Source organism: Paenibacillus sp. IHBB 3054 (genome assembly GCF_051594305.1).
In the GTDB taxonomy this organism is placed as follows: domain Bacteria; phylum Bacillota; class Bacilli; order Paenibacillales; family Paenibacillaceae; genus Paenibacillus_AQ.
Map to the genome: position 1 here is coordinate 36,395 of NZ_JBOFBG010000028.1, position 21,159 is coordinate 57,553.

The 21,159-nt window shown below is 50.3% G+C and carries 20 protein-coding genes; 8 read left to right on the forward strand and 12 right to left on the reverse strand.

Annotated features, from left to right (window positions below):
• Positions 1-47 precede the first annotated feature (47 nt).
• Together ACQ76X_RS24545 and ACQ76X_RS24550 are read left to right on the forward strand one after the other, a co-directional pair.
• Positions 48-1,031, forward strand: coding sequence for a DUF4003 family protein (locus ACQ76X_RS24545; protein WP_438496344.1), 984 nt, complete (start codon positions 48-50; stop codon positions 1,029-1,031).
• Positions 1,031-1,501 (forward strand): GNAT family N-acetyltransferase, encoded by a 471-nt coding sequence (locus ACQ76X_RS24550; protein WP_438496345.1) that lies wholly within the window; start codon positions 1,031-1,033, stop codon positions 1,499-1,501. Before ACQ76X_RS24545 ends, ACQ76X_RS24550 begins: the two co-directional genes overlap by 1 nt.
• A 49-nt stretch (positions 1,502-1,550) precedes the next feature.
• Here ACQ76X_RS24550 and ACQ76X_RS24555 read toward each other — a convergent pair whose 3' ends face one another.
• The gene (locus tag ACQ76X_RS24555) at positions 1,551-4,079 is read right to left on the reverse strand and encodes an FtsX-like permease family protein (protein ID WP_438496347.1); all 2,529 of its coding nucleotides are present in this window, start codon (positions 4,077-4,079) and stop codon (positions 1,551-1,553) included.
• A 13-nt stretch (positions 4,080-4,092) separates the two neighbouring features.
• Positions 4,093-4,794 (reverse strand): ABC transporter ATP-binding protein, encoded by a 702-nt coding sequence (locus ACQ76X_RS24560; RefSeq protein ID WP_341089812.1) that lies wholly within the window; start codon positions 4,792-4,794, stop codon positions 4,093-4,095.
• Positions 4,795-5,027: 233 nt separating this feature from the next.
• Between ACQ76X_RS24560 and ACQ76X_RS24565 the strand changes: the two genes are divergently transcribed.
• On the forward strand, positions 5,028-6,188 hold the full coding sequence (locus ACQ76X_RS24565; protein ID WP_438496348.1) for a hypothetical protein: 1,161 nt from the start codon (positions 5,028-5,030) through the stop codon (positions 6,186-6,188).
• Positions 6,189-6,232: 44 nt separating this feature from the next.
• On the opposite strand, the gene ACQ76X_RS24570 is transcribed toward ACQ76X_RS24565, so the two are convergent.
• The 5 genes from ACQ76X_RS24570 to ACQ76X_RS24590 form a co-directional block, all read right to left on the reverse strand.
• Positions 6,233-6,967 carry an aminoglycoside phosphotransferase family protein gene (locus ACQ76X_RS24570; RefSeq protein WP_438496349.1) on the reverse strand — a complete coding sequence of 245 codons (735 nt, stop codon included), beginning with the start codon at positions 6,965-6,967 and terminating at the stop codon, positions 6,233-6,235.
• A 28-nt stretch (positions 6,968-6,995) separates the two neighbouring features.
• Positions 6,996-7,544: a DUF1700 domain-containing protein gene (locus ACQ76X_RS24575; RefSeq protein WP_076110270.1), complete on the reverse strand. Its 549-nt coding sequence runs from the start codon at positions 7,542-7,544 to the stop codon at positions 6,996-6,998.
• Between the two features lie 49 nt (positions 7,545-7,593).
• Positions 7,594-7,929, reverse strand: a complete 336-nt coding sequence (locus ACQ76X_RS24580; RefSeq protein ID WP_081965672.1) for a helix-turn-helix transcriptional regulator — start codon at positions 7,927-7,929, stop codon at positions 7,594-7,596.
• Between the two features lie 269 nt (positions 7,930-8,198).
• A complete protein-coding gene (locus tag ACQ76X_RS24585) occupies positions 8,199-8,774 on the reverse strand; it encodes a hypothetical protein (RefSeq protein WP_438496350.1) in 576 nt (191 codons plus the stop codon).
• Positions 8,771-8,974, reverse strand: a complete 204-nt coding sequence (locus ACQ76X_RS24590; protein ID WP_438496351.1) for a MerR family transcriptional regulator — start codon at positions 8,972-8,974, stop codon at positions 8,771-8,773. Before ACQ76X_RS24590 ends, ACQ76X_RS24585 begins: the two co-directional genes overlap by 4 nt.
• 244 nt (positions 8,975-9,218) lie before the next feature.
• Here ACQ76X_RS24590 and ACQ76X_RS24595 point away from each other — a divergent pair, with 244 nt between their 5' ends.
• The 5 genes from ACQ76X_RS24595 (at position 9,219) to ACQ76X_RS24615 (ending at position 14,692) form a co-directional block, all read left to right on the forward strand.
• Complete coding sequence (locus ACQ76X_RS24595; RefSeq protein ID WP_438496353.1) at positions 9,219-10,994, forward strand: ABC transporter ATP-binding protein; 1,776 nt, start codon at positions 9,219-9,221, stop codon at positions 10,992-10,994.
• Positions 10,981-12,756, forward strand: coding sequence for an ABC transporter ATP-binding protein (locus ACQ76X_RS24600; protein WP_038585936.1), 1,776 nt, complete (start codon positions 10,981-10,983; stop codon positions 12,754-12,756). Before ACQ76X_RS24595 ends, ACQ76X_RS24600 begins: the two co-directional genes overlap by 14 nt.
• A gap of 216 nt (positions 12,757-12,972) precedes the next feature.
• Entirely contained in the window at positions 12,973-13,542 is a 570-nt protein-coding gene (locus tag ACQ76X_RS24605) for a TetR/AcrR family transcriptional regulator (RefSeq protein WP_438496354.1), read from the forward strand.
• A gap of 11 nt (positions 13,543-13,553) precedes the next feature.
• The gene (locus tag ACQ76X_RS24610; RefSeq protein ID WP_438496356.1) at positions 13,554-14,057 is read left to right on the forward strand and encodes a flavodoxin family protein; all 504 of its coding nucleotides are present in this window, start codon (positions 13,554-13,556) and stop codon (positions 14,055-14,057) included.
• Complete coding sequence (locus ACQ76X_RS24615; RefSeq protein ID WP_438496357.1) at positions 14,054-14,692, forward strand: hypothetical protein; 639 nt, start codon at positions 14,054-14,056, stop codon at positions 14,690-14,692. The genes ACQ76X_RS24610 and ACQ76X_RS24615 overlap by 4 nt, the downstream gene beginning before the upstream one ends.
• 67 nt (positions 14,693-14,759) lie before the next feature.
• Here the strand turns inward: ACQ76X_RS24615 and ACQ76X_RS24620 are convergent, their stop codons facing one another.
• The 5 genes from ACQ76X_RS24620 to ACQ76X_RS24640 all read right to left on the reverse strand — a co-directional run bounded on the left by ACQ76X_RS24620 (position 14,760) and on the right by ACQ76X_RS24640 (position 21,014).
• Positions 14,760-15,005, reverse strand: coding sequence for a hypothetical protein (locus ACQ76X_RS24620; protein ID WP_341377305.1), 246 nt, complete (start codon positions 15,003-15,005; stop codon positions 14,760-14,762).
• Between the two features lie 6 nt (positions 15,006-15,011).
• Entirely contained in the window at positions 15,012-16,562 is a 1,551-nt protein-coding gene (locus ACQ76X_RS24625) for a glycosyltransferase family 39 protein (RefSeq protein WP_438496358.1), read from the reverse strand.
• 207 nt (positions 16,563-16,769) lie between these two features.
• Entirely contained in the window at positions 16,770-18,317 is a 1,548-nt protein-coding gene (locus ACQ76X_RS24630; RefSeq protein ID WP_438496360.1) for a HAMP domain-containing sensor histidine kinase, read from the reverse strand.
• Positions 18,286-18,984: a response regulator transcription factor gene (locus ACQ76X_RS24635; RefSeq protein ID WP_438496361.1), complete on the reverse strand. Its 699-nt coding sequence runs from the start codon at positions 18,982-18,984 to the stop codon at positions 18,286-18,288. Before ACQ76X_RS24635 ends, ACQ76X_RS24630 begins: the two co-directional genes overlap by 32 nt.
• A gap of 32 nt (positions 18,985-19,016) precedes the next feature.
• Positions 19,017-21,014: a serine hydrolase domain-containing protein gene (locus ACQ76X_RS24640; protein ID WP_438496363.1), complete on the reverse strand. Its 1,998-nt coding sequence runs from the start codon at positions 21,012-21,014 to the stop codon at positions 19,017-19,019.
• Between the last annotated feature and the right edge of the window lie 145 nt (positions 21,015-21,159).

Consider the following 21,159-nt stretch of genomic DNA (forward strand, 5'->3'; position numbering starts at 1 on the left):
AATATCTAATAGGAAATTAAACACAGTTTAGTGAGAGGTGGTTGCTAATGAAGGAACCGTATACAGCAAGGCTTGTGCTGTTCGCACAAAACGCACAAAGTATCAAAAAGGAGTTCCCTTGGCAAAATGCGCTGGTCAGCCGGTTAGCGGCATTACTGTACACAATAGAGGATAAAGTTGCAGATGAAGGGGCGATCCGCGCCAGCTATGAGCTGATCAAGGAGAACACCGGCCTCTTCTCTTCATTCAGAGGGACTTCTGCAATCAGCATTTCCGCCCTGCTCTCCCTTTCTGCCGACAGGGAAGGACAGCTTAGAAACACGCTGTCCGTATATGACATGTTGAAGGATATCAAATTCTATGGTTCCGATTATCTGGTCGTGGCGGCTTATCAAATTGCCGCAAACCAAGCGCCGGATCAATATCTGCGCACGGTAGAGCGGACAAAGCGGTTTTATGACAGCATGAAGGCGAAGCACCGTTTCCTTACGGGGCAGGATGATTACATCTTCGCCGCCATGCTTGGCCTGTCCGATATCGATATCGAAAGCGGCGTGGAGCGGATGGAGCAGCTCTATGCCACGCTTAAGCCCGAATTCCGGTCCGGCAACAGCGTGCAAGCCTTGACACAAGTGCTGGTTCTTGGCAATCAAGCCAAGGAGGCGGCGGACCGTGTACTGGCCTTACGCGATGCCTTCCTTGCACAGAACATCCGCATGGACAAGCAATTCACCCTATCTTCGCTTGGCGTGCTGTCCCTGCTTCCCCTAAGCAGGGAGGACATTGTGAACGATGTCTCCAGGACCTTCGAATTTCTCCGCACGCAAAAGGGGTTCGGCAAATGGTCGATCACCGAGCAGGAGCTGCTGCTGCTGTCTGCTGCGCTGGCAGCGTTCAAAGCTGTGGATGAAGTGCAAAACGGTATCCTGAACACGGTGCTCTCCACCAGCATCACCAACATTATCATTGCCCAGCAGACTGCAATCACTGCAGCTGCGGCTGCTTCGGCTGCCGCGGCGTCCTCAAGCTGATGACGGAGGAAGATCGGGAACGCATACTTCGGGTCATAGCCAGAACGGAAGGTCTGCTATCCGGTCTATTGGGCATTTGGGAAGCATCGGTACGCCTTACCCATCATTTTCTCTCCGAACAGGATATCGCTGCTCTTCGGCCTGTGGTTCTTGAAGGACTCCGGGAAATCGGCCATTTGCTTGTGTTCACCGATGAACAGGAGCAGCCGCTGGGCTTCATAGGGGTGCAGGACCATAAGATTGAGATGCTGTTCGTAGCCCCTGAGGCGATGGGGCAAGGCATCGGCAGAAAGCTGGTTGCCCGGGTTTTTGAAGCACTGGATGTACACGAGGTGGACGTGAATGAGCAGAATCCCCAAGCTGCAGGGTTCTACGAGCATATGGGATTTCAAGTGTTTGACCGGTCTGCATTGGATGAGCAGGGAAACCCTTTTCCTATCCTGCATATGAAATTATCGTCCCTTATTTGACAAAAAGCCAGCCGATATCGGCTGGCTTTGCTCATATTGTTATCAAGCGTTATTCCACTGACTTGAGCGCCTCAATCATATGAATCCGTTTGAGCTTGATATGCATGAAAGCCATAACAATACCCGAGAACAACAAGGTTAACAGCGCGGCATACACATAGCTGGGCCACTTGATGATTGGGGCGAACATCGTCGCATCCAGCTCAGCCGTCCTCAGAACGAAGCTGTGCAGCAATATGCCGAGCCCAGAACCGGCCACAATGCCGAGTACACTCAGCAGAATATTCTCGCGGTAAATATACAACGTTACTTCCTTATCATAAAAGCCCAGCACCTTGATCGTCGACAGCTCGCGGATCCGCTCGGACACATTGATATTGGTTAAGTTGTAAAGTACGACAAAAGCCAGTGCCGCCGCTGACACAATGAGCACCAAGGTTACAACGTCCATGCTCTTCATGGTATCGTCGAAGGCGGAGCCTACACTGCTGGAGAAGCTGACCGCAGCAACACGCTCACTAGCCGTCAGCTTTTCACTGAGTCCGTCTTCCCAGGCTGCATCCTGCACGCCATAGTTCAGCAGTTCTGTGTTGAATACCGGTTCTTTCCCGAATACAGAAGAATAATACGCCGGTGTCATGTACACATAGTGCATCACATAGTTCTCCGTAATCCCCGCGACCTGAATCTTGAAGGTTTCGTTCTTGTTGTCCACGACGTTCAACTTGTCGCCCGGCTCAAGCCCGTATAGCTTAGCCAGCTTCTCCGAGACAATAGCCCCCTCGTCTGTAAGCTTCCGCCCTTCTCCACTTGTCCGGTCCCGCAGCTCCACATAGTCGGATAACGAATCAACAGCTGCTGGTATGAACAAATTCACATCCTGGTCATTTACACCGCTGGCACGTGCGGTCATCGTTTCCTGCGCCACATTCAGCGTCCCGGTGATGGCGGACTCCCCGGTGATCAACTGCTCATAGGCATCCCGTGAACCGGCAGGTACATCATCATGCAGCGCTACAAGCGCATCATATTTCATAATCGTGCCGAATTGCTCTCCGGCGATGCTGCCGATCGAGTCCTTGAGGCCAAACCCGGTCAGGATCAGCGCCGTACAGCCGGCTACACCGAACACAGTCATGAACATCCGCTGCTTGTAGCGGAACAGATTCCGTGCGGTAACCTTCTGGACAAAATTCAGCCGTTTCCAGACAAAGGATACCCGCTCCAGTATAATCCGCTGCCCGCTCTTCGGCGCCTTCGGACGCATCAATACGGAAGCGTTGCTGCGCAGCTCTACCCGGGAAGCGATCCAAGCCGTGAGCGTAGTGCAAATTAGCGCCACAATAACGGAGAGAATGGAATACGAAGGATAGAAGCTCTTGACGATATCCGGCAGGTTATAGAGTGAACTGTACGCATTATAGATAATGGTAGGCAACAGGGTGAAGCCCACGGCAAGCCCAACTACCGAAGCCGCCAGACTGGCAAGCGTGCCATAGACCATGAATTTGGCCATAATGTCACGGTTACCATAACCAAGCGCTTTAAGTGTTCCGATCTGCAGGCGGTGCTCCTCAACCATCCGTGTCATGGTCGTCAGGCTGACCAGCGCAGCTATCAGGAAAAAGAACACCGGAAACACGCTCGCAATCGCCGACAACCGGTCAGCGTTGTCTTTATATTCGGTATACCCCGGACTTACATTCCGGTCTGTGACATAGATCTTGGGCAGCTCCAGCGCTGCGAGCTGCTGCTTGGCAGCAGCCACCTCCAGGGGGCCGCCGGACAACGCCTTTTCGCCTTCCGCCCGCAGCTCCGCAAGCCGCGCTTCCGGCAAGCCGGATAGCGCCTGCTCTACCGCTTGAGTATGCTGTTCGATCAGCGCCTCATACTTCGGCGAATAAGCCTTCAGCCCGGCAGTATCCGTGAAAGACAGATAGGCTTCCGTATATACTGGCAGCTTAAAGTCTGCCTCCGGGATAGCGGCGAACGCATCCGCCGTGCCTTTGCCAATCGTACTGGTCCCCCGGTTGTTCTTCTCAATAAACTGGGGACTCCGCACAAAGCCCACTACGGTATAATCCAGTGTACCAAAGTCGTCTGTCAGCTCCGTATCCTTACCGTTTCCGCTAAACGTTATCTTGTCTCCGAGCGCATATTCTCCGGCCAGCACGTCATCCAGCACGATTTCTCCGGAATGCTCCGGTAGATGTCCTTCGATCATGCGGTATTGGTTAAGCGTTGCATCTGTATTGTACGAAAAGACCTTAAGGATCAAAGCATTGTCTCCGGCGAACACATCCGCGCTGTAACCCGGCTGAATCTCACCGATCCCCGGCACATCCTTCAGCAGCTTAAGGTTGTCTTCGGTCAAACCGTAGGTGCTCTGCACTTTCAGATCCATCAACCCCGTCTCCCGGTAAAAGGTTCCGGCGGTATCCAGCATATCCGGCCCGGCTGCCTTGATCCCTGAGAAAAAGCTGACGCCCAGCATAATAATTGCAAATATTGAAATAAAGCGGGCCTTGGTGTGCCCGATTTCACGAAAAATATCTTCCCATAGCGCTCGTTTTTTCATAGATGCCTTCTCCTTACCATTCGATATCGTCAACGGATACCGGCGAAGGATTGGTTACCATCTTCCGTACCTTAGCGTTGTTGATCTCAATGACCCGGTCTGCCATCGGGGCAATCGCCAGATTATGCGTGATTACGATGACCGTAGTTCCGGTATTGCGGCAGGTATCCTGCAGCAGCTTCAGCACCTGCTTGCCGGTGTTGTAGTCAAGCGCGCCTGTCGGCTCGTCGCAGAGCAACAGCTTCGGCTGCTTAGCCAGCGCTCTGGCAATCGCGACGCGTTGCTGCTCACCGCCGGACAGCTGAGCCGGAAAATTATCCAGCCGCGCCCCCAGTCCTACATCCTCCAGCACCTTACGCGCATCCAAGGCACGCGGGGAAATCTGCGAAGCAAGCTCGACATTTTCCAGCGTTGTCAGATTGGGCACCAGGTTGTAGAACTGAAACACAAAACCCACGTCATTGCGGCGGTAGCCTGTCAACTCCCTGGCACTGAACTTGGCAATGTCCGTACCGTCCACAATGACCTGGCCTTCGTCAGCGGAATCCATTCCGCCAAGAATATTAAGCACGGTCGATTTACCCGCGCCGCTGGGACCGACAATGACGGCAAATTCACCTTTATTAATCTCAAAATCAATCCCGTCGTTGGCGACAATCACATTCTCGCCCATCTTGTAACGCTTGTACTCACCCTTTACGGCAACAAAGCTCATGCCTCATCCTCCTGTCTCTATCCGGACCAAGCCCAGTCTTCACTCTATGTACATTTTCAATACGCTGTCCGGTGCGGCTGTATATGGTTTAGTTTATCATAAATACAAAGATGAGGCCTGCCGGGGCTCAGCAGGTTCCCCGATCCGGCATCTTGTGATTTGTTATAGGAGAGGCCGTATGCTAAGTTAGCAATATCTGTTTATATCATTTTATTTTGCTAGGAGGCCGTGAAATGGATTACGCCAAGTCAAAAGCTGCCCTTGCGGACGAAGCAGCTTCATACGTCGAGAACTATAAAAAGTACGCATGGTTTCATCAGCCCCGCTCCATTTATGAGCTGGACACACTGAAACTTCTCCAGGTCAAACAGATCACAACCTACGAGCCTTTAAAAGAATTCGCAAATCTCAAGAAGCTTGAATTCGGCACCACAAATTCCAGGCTGACCCTGCCTGATCTTGCAGGCTTGGATTCCGCCACGAGTCTGGAACATCTAAGCTTTATAAGTAAAACAACGATTAAAAAGAATATAGAGACCCTTTCCCGGCTTGAACATCTGGAATCTCTGCAAATGTTCTATGTCCAGCACACGCTGCCCGATCAATTGCTGTCCCCTCTTAAATCCTTGAAGTCGGTCAGTTTCTCCAAGCATAATTATGACAGTCAAACCGTTCTCCCGGACAGCCTGGAGACTATCAGTATGAGCTTTGATGAGATTGAGGCTGTGCCAGGCTTTGCACCCGCCGCGGGTGTGAAGAAGGTTTCTTTGGGAGGGCAAACCTGCCAGCTGGAAAGCCTAGATTCTTTCAGGGTTTTTCCAAATGTAGAGGAAATCAGATTGATCGCACCTAAAAAGCTTGTGGATCTTTCATATGTTTCACAGCTGAGGAAACTGAAGATTCTGGACGCTAATTTTGCTGCCGCAAGTGATCTAAGTCCCTTCTACCAGCATGACAGCATTGAGGAAATACGGCTTAGAGGCTCATCTGTGGAGAGTTTTCAAGAAATGGGGATTTGTCCAAACCTAAAAACATTGTATCTGGAAAAAACTAAACTGAATTCCATCGAAGGCATACGGGAGCAATTCCCCCATTTGGAGCTGCTCTGGATATGGGGAACCAAAGTAAAGAATCTGGAAGCACTGACCGGGATGTCGTCGTTAATCAACCTGGATCTGACTATGCTTAAGCCAAAATCATGGGGATTCATCTCCACCCTGACCGGGCTTGAAACACTGGATTTATGCAAAACCTCATTTTCAGATCCCGGCCTACTCCTGAACCTCTCTCATTTGAAGAAGCTCAGACTGTCAGGAAGCAATGTGGACCCCCGGTCTAGTGAATATAAGGAATTAGAAGAGGCAATAACCGGGCGAAACGGTAAGCTGAGTTAGTAATGAACCTGACCGCCACTAGACTATGAAGAGTGCTCCCCCGGCTATTCGTCGGGGCACTCTCCCGCTCTCGCCGCGATAATAACGGACAGATAATCTTCTATCATATGCCGGCTAATATTCATTTCGTTAAGATATAAATCTGCCAGTGTTTTTTTGAACCGCAACAGCATCTCCCGGTCGTCAGCAGCTTCGGGGACGGGAGTATACTGTACCAAAAACACTGTTCTCGCCACATCATATAGTAAATCTCCATGACACACGTTCATGAAGTCAATAACAACGGGCTGACCGCTTACGAGCAATATATTACCGGGATGAAGATCGCCATGGCAAAGGGTATCTCCATCCTTAAGTTTATTCAGAATCCCGCATATTTGTCCGTGATCCATTCTTTTAGACGGCGGAACATTTAATAGATGATATTTTAGAAATTCTTTGTAATTCATTACATCGCTGACTTTGTTCTGAAGGATTGTCTTATGCAGTCTTGCCATATATTCAGCGCAGCCCTGAAGGTCGCCTGTCCTCAAAACCCAATCCAACAGGGATTCACCATCCACCTTCTCATATATAATGCCCATGCGCTCTTCGCAGCTAATCATTTCATAAGCCTTTGCTTTGGCAAAGCTCATATCATTGATCATTCTGGTGTTTTGAAACTCTGTTTCCACATCACTTTGAGGATAACCCGCAGCGAAAAGCTTAAGCACTTTCCCTTCTTCCCATTCATATACGGTCGCTGTATTACCCTCACCAATGATCTTCCCATATTTCATTTAGATTACCTGCCTTTTCATATAAATTTTAGCGGGGAATCAGCCGGCTGTATTGCCTGGAGAGAAACTTCATATAGATCAGCAAGTATTTGCGGCTGATGAAGGCAATTCCACCAACAAACAGGCTGAACAGAAGGGCAACAGGGATGCTCCACGCGTAGGGAACTTCGTATCCGTTACCCAGGTTCATATTGATCCAGGAAACGCCGAAGCTGCGGATCACCCCTGCCAGCAAGATCAAAACTGCGCTAAAGCCAAAGCCATAAGCGATAGTAGCCAGGATTGGAATAATCATGATGCTGAGCAGTCCGGTAGTGCAATAAAAAGTCACCATCTGCCACAGGGATTTCAGCGACAGGCTCCTGCCCCGGCCCATCATATATTCACTTTGGTAAGCCTTGGCCAGCTTGCGCGGATTGCCAAGTCGAGCTAATATAACCGCCTCCGGCTGGCCGCTCGCCATGCCGTCGGCAATGCTGCTTTCAATTTCCCGGACAGCATCTACCCGTTCCTCCTCAGGCAAAAAATCCAATGCCTCATAAAACCTGCGCAGATAATCATTCGAGTTTGTTTCCATTTGTGTTTCCCTCCAACTGAACATGTATTTGCCGCACCTGATTACCTAATCAATACAGCTGAATTTGCCCGATAGCACCTACAACCTTGCTCCATTCCTCTGTCATGGAAGCAAGCAGCTCGCGTCCAGGCGGGGTGAGCGAATAATACTTGCGGCGCGGACCGGTCTCCGATTCCTTCCAAAAGGCTTCTAAATAATTCTCCTTAAGCAGCCGCCGCAAAAGAGGATAAAGCGTCCCTTCATTAACGGCCAGCACCTCCCATTGACCCAGCGCCGTCACCAGCTCATAACCGTAACGGGGCTGGCTGCTGATCAGCTGCAGGATGCAATATTCCAGCAGCCCCCGGCGCACCTGAGAAATCCATTCCGACATATCCAAAGCCATCCCCCCTTACACTACTATAATACCACACAGTACTGTGCGGCGTACACTAGTGAACAAACTTTATTTTCCTATTTTTTCTACGATTACCCCAAACAACAAATGATAACGGTTTCAAGATAACTAAAGAAGCTGCCTAATGAGCTTAGCAGCCATCTCTTCTACATTATAGATTCCAGCAAATATCTAAATATGGTTTTACATCATACGCCTATACGTTTTTACGCACTTTTTCTTTAATCGGCATCAACAGGTCCAACTGGATCGTGCTGTCATCCGCCGCAAGCATGTACTTGTGAATGTAATTCAGATGTTCCTCCAAAAGACCGCATCTCATCCGGAATGGTGATCCATCTTTCATAGCCATGATCACTCCCATCTGGCAGTTGTCCATCCGGATGATTGAACCCGATATGGCGGAAATCCGGCTTGATCTGCGGCAGCTTGCTTTTTTGAATAAACTCATAAATCGGTTCCTTCCCCTCAAGCTCCGCTGTCTTCCCAATAATGTGCAGTGCGGCTACTGACATCGGCGGCAAATAAAGAATCCGCACCTCCCGGTCCGTCAGCTTCTCCAGCCGGTCATTCGCCCGATTTAAATCCTCCATCGTCTTGTCCTCCTTGAAATGGATTTTGCTTGTGATTAAGGAGTCGAACAGCGGCAGGATGGACACATCATCCAGCAGATTCCGCTTCAGATTCAGCTGAGTACTTTCATTCAGTCGGACGATGAACGTGTTCAGAATGGTGCGTATGGTAGAGAGCGCTGTAATTTCATCCGCTACCTGCTTCAGGTTCTGTTCAAACGTTGCGATGATTTCCGCCGAATCCTTGCTCTCCAGAATCACAATGATTGCTTTAGCGGAATCCCGAGCTTCCGCAACACCACGATTTGCTGCAGACGCAGCACCGTTTGGGCATCATAGGTCCGGTATGCATATTCCGCTACCTTTGTACTTTGGATCAGTCCGATTTGCTCATAGTAGCGCAAGGTGCGCGTAGAGAGCTTAAAGCTTTTGGATATCTGGCTAATGGTCTGAAGCTCCATGCGACTCCTCCTCTCAGGGTCATTGTAAAGTGCGACGCGACGTCAAAGTCAAGGTTCCATATTCAACCCGTTCCTTCTCTAATTCCGCAAAATCAATCAAAACCCCTTCGAAAGAGTTCAATCGATTGTAACAAGAAAATATTGCAGGATACGATACTTGGCCGTTTGATAATGTTATAATCACCTTGATTTATTCATTCTTTTTCCAGCAAGAGTGAAAGAACATTCAGAAACAGGTGATTAGATGTTCGAACTAAAATGGCTGTGGCAGAACCTGGAGGGAAACCGTACGCGGTACATTCTGGCGCTCTGCCTCTCGGTGGTAGGCTCAAGTCTTACGATCGTGAATCCGTACATCAGTCAGCGCATTGTCGACACGTTCATAGCCGGCGATAATGCGCAGCAGAATCTCACACAAGAGCGGGGGCTCTTGATCGCGCTCTGCCTGGGCATGATCGGCTTTTCCCTGCTCCGCACGGGTCTTGCTTATTTGACAACCATGCAGTACGAAAAGTCCTCGCAGAACATGATGTACAACATCCGTATTTATTTGTACAACAAGATTCAGGGACAGGACAGGGAATATTACGACCATAACCGCACCGGCGACCTCATGACCAAGATGACAGGCGATCTGGACATGGTCCGGCACTCTATGGCATGGATTTTCAAGACGATCATCGAATCGTTAACAATTTTCCTTGCTGCCGTTATCTATTTTTTCACAATAGATGCGGAGTTGACGCTGTGGATGCTTATCCTGTCGCCACCGATTTTTATCGTGGCCTTCATTTTCGCCAAACGCGTCCGTCCAATGTATATTGACCTGCGCGAGCGGCTGTCCCAGCTTAACACCACTACACAGGAGAATATTTCAGGCAACCGTGTAGTCAAGGCTTTCGCCCGCGAGGAGTTCGAGATCGAAAAATTCACAGAGAAGAATGTCAACTATTCAACAGCTAACAAAAAGGCTGCCCTGGTATGGCTTGATTACTTTCCTTATCTGGAATCCTTCGCTCAGGGCTTCAACGTCATCCTGATGCTGGCTGGCGGGCTGTTCCTTATGGAAGGCCGGATCACTTTTGGTGAATTCGCTGCCTTCTCTTCGCTCATCTGGGCCATATCCAACCCGATGCGCAACATTGGGATTATTATCAACGACATTCAGCGCTTTTTTGCCAGCTTGACTAAAATCATCGACATCTATTATGCCCGGCCTAATATTGTAAACGAACATAAGTCCATACAGAAACGCCGTTACGAAGGCCGCATTGAGTTCGATCAGGTGCGCTTCAAATATGATAGCGCTACCGTGCTGGACGATGTCAGCTTTACAGTTGAACCCGGTGAAACGATAGCGATCATGGGCTCGACGGGATCGGGCAAAACGACAATCATCAACCTGATCCCCCGCTTCTACGACGTATCCGCAGGACGTGTGCTGGTAGACGGCGTGGATGTCCGCCAGCTTGAGCTCGATGAGCTCCGCGACAATATCGGTATGGCAACCCAGGACGTTCTCCTGTTCTCCGATACCATCGACGGAAACATCGCCTATGGCGACCCCGATCTTCCGGAGGAAGAGGCCATGGCCTATGCCGAGCTCGCAGCTGCCCACGACTTCATCTCCAAAATGCCCGAAGGGTATGACACGGTTGTCGGGGAACGTGGGGTTGGACTGTCCGGAGGGCAAAAGCAGCGTATTGCGCTGGCGCGGGCCTTGGCGGTCCACCGTCCTATTCTGATTCTGGACGATACGACTTCTGCCGTTGACCTTGAGACTGAGGAACACATTCAGAAAAGTCTGCGCGATCTGGATTATCCCTGCACGAAGATCATTATCGCGCAGCGGGTGTCTACTACCTCGCAGGCTGACCGCATTCTCATTCTGGATGGCGGACGCCTGATTGAAGAGGGTACCCACGCCGAACTGCTGGTGAAACGGGGCTACTACTACGATGTGTTTATGCTGCAGAACGAGGGTATTGGAAGGCTGGTGACCGCTAATGGCAAGGAATAAATTCGACGTCGATGAGAATCTGGAATCGCCGTTTAATATCAAACACTTCCGTCGTGCAATGGTGTATATCAAACGGAAGAAAAAGCCCATGATCTTCGCGTTTGTGCTCAGCGCGATTTCAGCGGCCATTTCACTGTCCGCTCCTCTGATCATGCAGCATGTCGTCGACGTGACCATTCCCGCCAAAGCCAAGCTTCCGCTGCTGGGCTGGTCCGCACTGATGCTTGTGACCATCGTGGTCAGTGTTATTCTGGCCACCTATCGCTCACGCATCATGACAAGCGTCGGACAGGACATTATTTTTGACATCCGCACGGATTTGTTTAAGCATCTGCAGGATTTGCCTTTCAAATATTATGATGACCGGCCGCAGGGCAAGATCCTGATCCGGGTCGTGAATTACGTCAATTCGGTTTCGGATGTGCTGTCCAATGGTATTATCAACTTTGTTCTGGAAATCGTGAATCTGGTCTTTATTGCCGCATTCATGTTCGCCGTCGATGTACGGCTCTCGTTCGTCATCCTGGCAGGACTGCCCGTATTCTTCGGCATCATGCTGCTGATCAAAACCCGGCAGCGCCGGGCATGGCAGGCGGTGTCCAACAAAAGCTCCAATCTGAACGCCTACCTGCAGGAAAGCATCAGCGGCATCGGCGTCACCCAAATGTTCAACCGTGAACAGCGCAATGAGGGGATTTTCACGCGTCTGGCCGGTAATTTCCGCAAGGAATGGATAACGGCGGTGCGTTTCAACATGCTGATCCCGTTTAGCGTCGACAACCTGAGCACCATCGTTACAACGATGATCTTTCTGGTGGGTCTCCTGACGCTGGACCCTGTAAATGTCACCTTTGGTGTGATTCTTGCCATGAGCAGCTATGCCGCCCGCTTCTGGCAGCCGATTCTGAATCTCTCGAACCTGTATAATAACTTTATCAATGCCGTCGCCTACCTGGAGCGTATCTTCGAAACGCTGGATGAGCCGGTTACCGTCAGCGATATTCCGGATGCGAAGACACTGCCGCCTGTACAGGGCCACGTCACCTTCGACAACGTAACCTTCGCCTATGATCCGGGTCTTAACATTCTGGAGAATATCTCCTTTGATGTTCTGGCAGGACAAAGCATCGCCCTGGTGGGACCGACTGGCGCAGGCAAAACAACAGTCGTCAATCTGATCTCCCGCTTCTATAACCTTACTGGCGGTAGGATTCTTATGGACGGACAGGATATTTCGCAGGTTACGCTGAAGTCCCTTCGCAGCCAGATGGGGATCATGCTGCAGGACAGCTTCATTTTCTCCGGGACCATCCTGGATAATATCCGTTACGGCAAACTCGATGCTACTGAGGAAGAAGTGATCGCTGCGGCCAAGACAGTTTGTGCCGACGAATTCATCCGTGAGTTTGATCAGGGTTACCTGACCGAGGTTAATGAACGTGGCTCCAAGCTCTCGCAAGGACAGCGGCAGCTCATTTCGTTCGCCAGAACGCTGCTGGCTGATCCGCGCATTCTGATCCTGGATGAAGCAACTTCTTCAATCGACGCGAAAACTGAACGTCTGCTCCAGAAGGGCCTCAATGAGCTGCTTAAGGGACGCACCTCGTTCATTATCGCGCATCGCCTGTCCACCGTAAAAAACTGCGACCGCATTATGTATGTCGCAAACAAAGGCATCGCGGAAAGCGGGTCGCATGACGAGCTTATAGCACGCAAGGGCCACTATTACCGGCTTTATACAGCGCAGAAGATGGAAGCATAGCCACTAAATCAAACTCAGACATTATTCTATAGCTGTCATAATCCCTTTCAGGAAAAACCTGGAAGGGATTTTTTTATGGATATAGAACCTTCCTCTCTCATAAACGCGGAGTTTGACACAGCTGTATTCTAAAACTGATTTCACATCTTAACACTGTAAAGATTATATGCTACAATCTTTACAGCGCTAAGATTAATGGAAGGATGCATCCATCACATGAAAGACAAACCCTATCACCACGGCAATCTGCGAAATCAGCTTATAGAAGCTGGCATCACACTTATTAATGAAGATGGTTTAAAGAGCTTTTCCTTGCGCAAGGTCGCAGCGAAATGCAGTGTCAGCCATACCGCACCGTACAGCCATTTTAAGAATATTGACGAATTGATTTACGCTATGGGCGAGCATGTCACTGCGCAATTTATGGACACACTGCGTACATCCATTCACGGAAAGGAGGGCACTCAGGAGGCGATTTCCTTGCTGGGGCAGGCCTACATTGACTTTTTCGTTGACCATCCGCAGTATTTTCAATTTATTTTCTACCATTCGGACATCACCATTGACCTGGACCATTATAATTCGGATAATTATCCGCCGTTTGCTCTATTCCGCACAACAGCCTATCAGTTGTTTGAGAGCTTTGGCCTGCCGGAAGAAGAATATGCGAAGCAGCTGGTTGCCCTATGGTCAATGGTGCACGGAATGGCCTCACTGCTCACCAATAACGGGGTTCGGTATTCCGGAGATTGGCGGGATATCTTTACGCTCAAACCTGTATTTTAGGAGGATAACCCATGAAAATGATTATTCACGACTTGGATCCGCAACAATTTGCGGCATTGGTTGAAGACAACACCCCCGACGTAACTGTAATCTCGGACAATGGTACTATCCGTCATTGTATCGGCTGCTTCGGGTGCTGGATCCGGACGCCTGGAGTCTGTGTTCTGAAGGACGGCTATAACAACATGGGGGAACTTCTCTCGAAATGCGATGAACTGATGATTATCAGTAAATGTGAATATGGAAGCTACAGTCCTTTCATCCTCAATGTGTTGAACCGGAGCATTTCCTACGTGCTGCCTTATTTTGTAACCAAAAACGGTGAAACCCATCACCGCAACCGTTATGACCATGAATTTGCCCTGACCGTGCATTTTTACGGTGAAGACATCACTGAAGCCGAGAAGGGAACAGCACAAAAGCTGGTCGCAGCAAATAGCTTAAATTTGTATTCCTCAGGGAATTCGGTTTATTTCCATAACGGACTGCAGGCCGTCAAGGAGGTACTGGCATGAACATCGCAATGATCAACGGAAGCCCCAAGCTGCGAAAAAGCAATTCAGACCACCTGCTGAAGACACTGGAGCCGCTCATAAGCACCGGGCATGAAATCACCCATTATAACATTAACAAAAAACCGCTGACCCCCGAGCAATATAGCGAACTGTGCGGCATGGATATATTGATTATTGCCTTCCCGCTTTATGTGGATGGAGTCCCGTCCCATCTATTCAGAATGCTTGTTACCCTTGAGGAATACATGAAAACGCGGCGTGAGAAGGATATTTACGTTTATACCCTGATGAATAATGGTTTTTTTGAAGGGAAGCAGAATCACATTGCCCTTGAGATCATTCAGAACTGGTGCATCCGTTCCGGTCTAATTTTCGGGCAGGGTCTCGGTCAAGGCGCCGGTGAAATGATGGACTTTATCGAGAAGGTTCCCCTTGGAACGGGCCCGCTTAAGAATCTGGGCAAGGCAATGGAAAGCCTGGCACATAATGTACAATCGCAAAGTATAGATGAATCTATGCTCTTCAGTCCAAACTTCCCGCGCTTCGCCTGGAAATTTGCCGCGACCCACTCTTTCTGGAACACCACCGCCAAGAAGAACGGCCTGAAGAAGAAAGACATCCGAAGAACCCTATAGCTTGCCTTGGGATTACGCATGAGACTTCAGCGGCCTCCCGCAACGGACAGTACAAGGCAGGGAGTGCTCACCGTCTCCCGCCTTGCCCGCCGTCCGTCCCTTGACTGCCGCTTCTTCCCGGACCTCCACCATTTATTCCCTGGCCGCCTCCACCCCGGTCCGTGCCGCCGTTCACTCCCGGGAACCCGTTCATTCTTGAGCCGGAGTCCGTTTTTGTGATTTTTTGAGCGGTTATGGCCTCGCATGAGGTGAGCACCAGTGAACAACCCAGCACTGCTGCAAGTAAGAAGATAGAGTATCTCTTGGTTCGCATCTTCAATCACCTCTTTCTGTTTAACATATAATCATATACGTCTTTGAATCCCATATACGACAGCACGATCAATAACGGATACACCGGATAGATATAACGGGACTTTATTTCCCATAGCAGATAGAACGCGATAAAACCCAGAACCACTAGAATTATAGAGGTTTCCTCAAACCTTTTAGCACTTATGCTGCCTATCAATCGAATGAGAATAAAGCCATACATCAGGAAATTCTGGACATACAGCACCCAGAGCAGACCGCTTCTATACTTCGAATCTCCTTTAAACAAATCCGTGGCAAAGGTAGTATAACTATAGCGGTCCATCACAAACCCCGCTCTCCCTCCGCTTCTGGACGATCCGTCATTTCCAATGCCGTATCTCTCCATCTGGTACGTCCCTTCTGTCCAGGTCCACACCAGCTTTTTATAATACATTTCCGCGAGTTCACCCAGACTGGCCTCAGAGAGCTTATCGCCGATGGATGCCTTGAACAGCTCTACGCTGTCCGCTTTATTATAGTTTGCCTCTCTCTGGTATATATTGTAGCTCTGCTGATTGTCCCAGAACCCAAGGGTCTCCAGATTGATGCCCATATTCAGCCACATATAGACGGGAGCGGACTTCTTGTTCACCGGCTCATCTACGACATGCGTTGCCTGCAGTACAGCATTCTGGGTCCAGCCGGGCACATTGAACAGCAATACTGTTATGCCTATAGAAGCTAAGGCCTTCTTAAGCCCAAGGGTCCGGATGCTGAAGAACAGGCAGATCAGGACTGCGATCAGAAAGATCATCCCGGTGCTTCTGAAATAGTTGCCGATAGCCAGCAGAATGGCAGTCAGCAGAATATCCTTCATGGACATTCTTCGGAGGAACCTGACGGCAAAATATAAAGCGCTGGTCAGAAAAGCTGTAGCAATCACATCGTTATATATAAAATTGCTCATGAACAAGGAAGGAACATAGGTTGCGGCAATTATCAAAACCCCATAATCATTTTCTTTCGACCGGGCATTAAGCTCTTTATACAGCAAATAGACCATTAACGTTGTAACGAGCGAGAACAGGATGTTGAATATTTTGATCACCAGATAATTATCCGGAAATAAGAACAGCAATGTTTTCAGGTACAGGACCATGGAGAAATTAAACGGAAACATATACAGATATCCCCCCGTTTGAAAAGAGGAATAATCCTGTTCATACAGCATATCCATCGCCAGCGACAGCACCGTTTGCGAATCATCCGTCGGCAGCCGGGGAAACAGGAAAATGATCACGAGCTGGATCGCAAACGAAAACAGCAGCACAGCCGGAATTACGATTTTCCTGCTGTACCGGTTAAGCTTTAAGCACATTCTGTACAGAACAAAGCTTACAGCCAGAACGGCCGCGGCCGCCAGGATAAACAGAACCCAATGTTGTTTCTCCAGAACCGTGGTATCACCGTACACAGAGTAGGTATACTTTGCCCGGATAAAAAAGGAGGATGCGATAAAAAGTCCTATACAGAAAGCAAGCAGGATATACAGTATTCTTTGAGTTCCCCTTACCATGGAAAACCTCCTAAACGTAATAGTTTCACAGCTTTATATTCTCTTGCCCCGATTCATAGACGTATTATAAACACCCAACCTGAATATCCAATGAAAATCGGGAGGGTCGAAGTCCCCCGCCTATCACGAGCCCTATTGTGCCTGTGTATCCAAAAAAAAGACGCTGCGGGGAGCAATTCCCCGAGCGTCTTGCAGCGTTCATGTACATCAGCTGTTGCACGGCGAACGCTCCAGTTCAATAATCATCCCCAGGCGTTCTTCCTTGATCCGCGCGTCCAGCTTGCCTCCATGCAGCCTGATGATCTCGGCAGCAATGGACAGGCCCAGCCCCGCGCCTTCGCCAGCCCGCGATGAATCCCGCTTGTAGAACCGTTCAAACAACCGCTGCAGCTCCCAGCTGTCCATCGCTTGGGCCGGCGTGCTCCACAATTCCAGCCGTACCGGGAATTGTCGGCGGCTCTCTGCCACCGGTTCCCGGAGGCGGATGACAAGCTCCGTATCTGCGCGGCTGTATTTGAAGGCGTTAGACAACAGATTTTCGAGCACCCGGACGAAAAGATCAGCATCCACCTCCACATGAACCGACTGATCCGGCAACAGCAGAACCGTCTCAATATGCGTGTCCCTGCTTTGGGGATGGTACCCCTCCACAACCTGGCGCAGCAGCTCCTGCATATTCACCCTGCTCTTATTTATCACCGGCGGTTTCCATTTCAGCTTCGAAATTTCAAAAAACTCATCAATCAGCTTCTTTAAGTACTCGGTCCGCTCCTCCAGAACCTCGACGTACCGCTCCCTTTCCAGCTCACTGCTATACGATTTCTCTTTGAGCAAACTGAGAAAACCCATGATGGAAGTTAACGGCGTGCGCAGGTCATGAGAAATATTGAGCAGAAAATCCTTCTCCTTGCTCCGGCTTGCGACGATTTGCTCGGCCATATCATTCAGTGCTGTAGCCATGGTGGTAAGCTCGTTGTTGTATTTTAACGGGATTCGAGCCTGAAAATCAGTCGCGTACAGCGTATGCGTGCCCCGTTCGAGAGTGCGCATATACCGGATTCGCCCCCGGACACCAAGATAAAAAAACAGCAAAAACACAACAACACCCAGCAAAGATACAGGACTCTCTGTATAAGTAATCGTGCTTGCAGCCACCAGATAGAGCCCGTTTCCGAGCTTCCGCGTTTCCTGCAATTTTGTGCCGGAGCCGTTGTTATAGCTGATGTTGATGCCTTCTTTGGGTGAAAAGAACACGATATTGTAGACCTGCTCCTGCTCGGGATTGCCGATCACGAAACCACCAGCCTCCGGCGCAGGGGAATAATCTGCGGTAGACAGCAACGCCTTCCCCCCCGGCAATGTCTCTCCGGAGCGGACAATGACAACATGCGAATTGGCCTGAAGCAGCTCCCCCTGCCCGTTCACCACAGACACGACTACTTCCTCTACGGCCCTAAAGCTTTTATTGTAGTCCAAGGGAAACTTGACCCGCAGCTCCTGCTCCAGCCGATGGGGAATAGCCGCCTCGCCTGCCCGGGCCTCCAGCCAAGCCGCCAGCGGATTGCCAACCTTCTCACCGTAGCTCATCATCCGCTCCGCATCGGTCTGAGCCGGATAAAATAATGCCGAGCCTTTCAGAAAATGGGCTGTCAACGAAACTGCGACCAGCGTGGCTGCCAGTGACAGAATAAAAATCAGGACCAGTTCTCCGACTAGCCCTGTTTTAAGCTTCTTTGTCCACTTTATAACCAACACCCCAGACCGTTCTGATGTACTTGGAATTTTTGACGGTATCCCCCAGCTTTTCCCGCAGATTACGGATATGGGTAAGCACGGTGTTGTCGCTCTCCAGGTAGGTATCCTCCCAGACCAGCTCATAAATATCGCGTGAGGTAAACACCCGGCCCTTGTTCCTGGCCAGCAGCAGCAATATCCCATATTCTTTCGGCGTCATGTTGATCTCCACACCATTTTTGGACACCGCATGCTCCTCCGGCAACAGAGTGATATCCTTAATCTGCAGCTCCCCCGGGGTTACAGCCGTCTTTTCCGCAGCCGCCGGCCTGCGCTTTAAAATCGCCGAGATTCGCAAGGAAAGCTCTGTCAGATCAAAAGGTTTCGTCACATAATCATCGCAGCCGGCAATGAATCCCCTGATTTTATCCTCCTGCTGATCCTTGGCTGTCAGGAAAATTACCGGAACCTCCGAGATTTCCCTAATCCGGCCAATCAGGTCAAAACCATTCATGACCGGCATCATAATATCCAGCAAAATGAGCTGAAAGACCTCACTCCGAATGTGTTCCAGCGCCTTCTCCCCATCATGACACGACGAAATGCTGTACCCTTCCCGTTCCAAAAATATTGATAAAAATTCCACAATCGTCCGGTCGTCATCCACAATTAAAATCCGGGCGCACATCTCGGCCAGCCGCCTTTCATTCTCTGTCTCCTCTATGCAAAAAGCAGCAGCTTCATCAGATACATGTAAAAGATCGCGCTCGCTCCGGCCAGTCCCAATCCCAGTATGACCGCTGCGTCAAGGAGATGCAGTTTTTTGCTTCGTCCATATTTTACCGCAAATCCAATCGAGCACGCTATGCCTGCTGCGATTCCCGCTGCAAGGAGGTTGGCGGCAAGCAGCCACTGGCCCTGTACCGCACGGCTTTCGGAGAAAACGCCCAGCATCGTAACTACCGCGGTACCAAGAATAAGCGGAGCAATAAGATAGGCAGGAAGCCTGTGCCGCAGGCACATCCGCTTGGGTCCCGATTTTTTGCGTCTGCAAATGGCAATCACTCCCGCTATAAGACCCAGCAATGCGCCAGCCAGCGCTACTTTCCAAGCCAATCCTCCGGCCCCTGCTTCCCAGGGATTCAGTTTAACAAACGCCTGGAAGGGCACTGTAGTGTCCAGCACGACATATTTGCTCCCGCTCTCCCCTACTTTAAGCACAAGATATTTATTGACCTTTTTATTGTAAAAAATCCGCTTGCCAATCCGTGTATATTGCCCGTTCAGCTCCTCACCCGCCGATTTCAGGGTAACCTCCCCTTGCTCACTGACGGTCACTCTTGGTGTAACCATCTGGTAACGCAGCTTGGAAACCCCCGGGCCCAGTCCCTCGCTAATCACCATGGCGTATGTACCCGCGTAGGCTTGAATGCTTGCAGCGGGTTCCGGCGCCTCCCCGGTCGATTCGGCCAGCGGCTGATCCAGACTTACTCCGAAAAAGGAGTAGAACTGTTCCTCAAAGGCATCCCGGAAGGTCCCGTCGTCTCCTTCGTATTGGGAGTTGCAGCCGATAAAAAACCCGAGTCCCTTGGACGGCATGATCGATATCAGACTGGAAAAAGCCTCCGTATCTCCGGGGTGAACCAGAATGGCAGGATTTTTGTAGTTTTGAAAAAAGCCGTAGGCATAACCGGGCATTAGGGGATGCGTGGAATATTGCTGCGAGTGCATCTGCTTGGCGGTATCTTGTTGTAAAATCGCGTTCTCCCCTTGGCCCCCACCCTGCAGATGGGCCAATACAAACTTGCTCATATCGTCACCGGTTGACCAGATAGAGCCAGTGGGGTAGGTCAAAACCTCCCCCTGCTTCATTTTGACAAACCCCTTATCGTAAGAATATCCCTGGGCCAATTGCTGGTTCAAACGCTCCGGCGTAAGATAGGTCAAGCTATTGTCCATATGTAGAGGAGCAAAAATATGCTGGCGGATATAGTCATCGTAGGACAGGCCGCTTGCTCTTTCCACAATATATCCGGCGAGTGTGAAGCCCTCATTGCTATACTGCACCGCATCTCCTGGTGCCCTCACCAGCGGCGGCAGCAGCTTTTGCAGAGTCTGCTCCAGCGGAACCCGCTGCTCCGGAACTGTGTTCGACCAAGCCCCTTCGCGTTGTTCGGCATTGCCGAACCCCCCGGTATTGGTCAGCAAATGTTTCATGGTTAGCGGAGTTTTGTAAGAGTTGGCCACTTGCAGAGAATCCGGCAAATACTGGTTCACATCCGCCGCCAAGTCCAGCTTCCCCTGCTCCGCCAGCTGCATGGCTGCTGTAGCCGTAAAAACCTTGGAGACCGAAGCGATGCTGAAGCGGGTCTGGAGCGGATCTACCGGCACCTTGGCCTCCACATCCGCATAGCCGTAGCCCTTCTTCAGCAAGACAGCGCCATCCTTGACCACCGCCAAAGTTACGCCCGGCACATGGTACTTGTCCATCGCTGTCTTCATAAATTCATCGGTCTGCTGCTCAAAGCGCTCCCGTTCCGCGGAAGCGGCTGCTTCCTCATGCTGCTCCGGCGCGGTGGCCGCTGCAGACGATAGCGACTGCGCCTCCTTCGGCTGCACCTTCACCGCTTGTGCCTGCGTAGACTGCGGCTGCATCGCCACTGGTTGCGCCAAAATCGCCACCACCAGCCCTATTTTCATCCATAACCCTGTTCTCATGCTCCCACTCCTGTCTCTATTAACACCTTATAGGACCATGATACAGCGGCAACATGGAGAAAAAAGCGGTATAAATCTAAAGAAAAGATAAAGCCGTGTACAATGCGCAATCCGGCGAATAACTGCGATATCCAAATAGGCCATG

Coding starts and splice junctions, on each gene's coding strand:
- ACQ76X_RS24545 (WP_438496344.1), top strand. CDS start 48: ATGAAGGAACCGTATACAGCAAGGCTTGTGCTGTTCGCACAAAACGCA.
- ACQ76X_RS24550 (WP_438496345.1), top strand. CDS start 1,031: ATGACGGAGGAAGATCGGGAACGCATACTTCGGGTCATAGCCAGAACG.
- ACQ76X_RS24555 (WP_438496347.1), bottom strand. CDS start 4,079: ATGAAAAAACGAGCGCTATGGGAAGATATTTTTCGTGAAATCGGGCAC.
- ACQ76X_RS24560 (WP_341089812.1), bottom strand. CDS start 4,794: ATGAGCTTTGTTGCCGTAAAGGGTGAGTACAAGCGTTACAAGATGGGC.
- ACQ76X_RS24565 (WP_438496348.1), top strand. CDS start 5,028: ATGGATTACGCCAAGTCAAAAGCTGCCCTTGCGGACGAAGCAGCTTCA.
- ACQ76X_RS24570 (WP_438496349.1), bottom strand. CDS start 6,967: ATGAAATATGGGAAGATCATTGGTGAGGGTAATACAGCGACCGTATAT.
- ACQ76X_RS24575 (WP_076110270.1), bottom strand. CDS start 7,544: ATGGAAACAAACTCGAATGATTATCTGCGCAGGTTTTATGAGGCATTG.
- ACQ76X_RS24580 (WP_081965672.1), bottom strand. CDS start 7,929: ATGGCTTTGGATATGTCGGAATGGATTTCTCAGGTGCGCCGGGGGCTG.
- ACQ76X_RS24590 (WP_438496351.1), bottom strand. CDS start 8,974: ATGGAGCTTCAGACCATTAGCCAGATATCCAAAAGCTTTAAGCTCTCT.
- ACQ76X_RS24595 (WP_438496353.1), top strand. CDS start 9,219: ATGTTCGAACTAAAATGGCTGTGGCAGAACCTGGAGGGAAACCGTACG.
- ACQ76X_RS24600 (WP_038585936.1), top strand. CDS start 10,981: ATGGCAAGGAATAAATTCGACGTCGATGAGAATCTGGAATCGCCGTTT.
- ACQ76X_RS24605 (WP_438496354.1), top strand. CDS start 12,973: ATGAAAGACAAACCCTATCACCACGGCAATCTGCGAAATCAGCTTATA.
- ACQ76X_RS24610 (WP_438496356.1), top strand. CDS start 13,554: ATGAAAATGATTATTCACGACTTGGATCCGCAACAATTTGCGGCATTG.
- ACQ76X_RS24615 (WP_438496357.1), top strand. CDS start 14,054: ATGAACATCGCAATGATCAACGGAAGCCCCAAGCTGCGAAAAAGCAAT.
- ACQ76X_RS24620 (WP_341377305.1), bottom strand. CDS start 15,005: ATGCGAACCAAGAGATACTCTATCTTCTTACTTGCAGCAGTGCTGGGT.
- ACQ76X_RS24625 (WP_438496358.1), bottom strand. CDS start 16,562: ATGGTAAGGGGAACTCAAAGAATACTGTATATCCTGCTTGCTTTCTGT.
- ACQ76X_RS24635 (WP_438496361.1), bottom strand. CDS start 18,984: ATGTGCGCCCGGATTTTAATTGTGGATGACGACCGGACGATTGTGGAA.
- ACQ76X_RS24640 (WP_438496363.1), bottom strand. CDS start 21,014: ATGAGAACAGGGTTATGGATGAAAATAGGGCTGGTGGTGGCGATTTTG.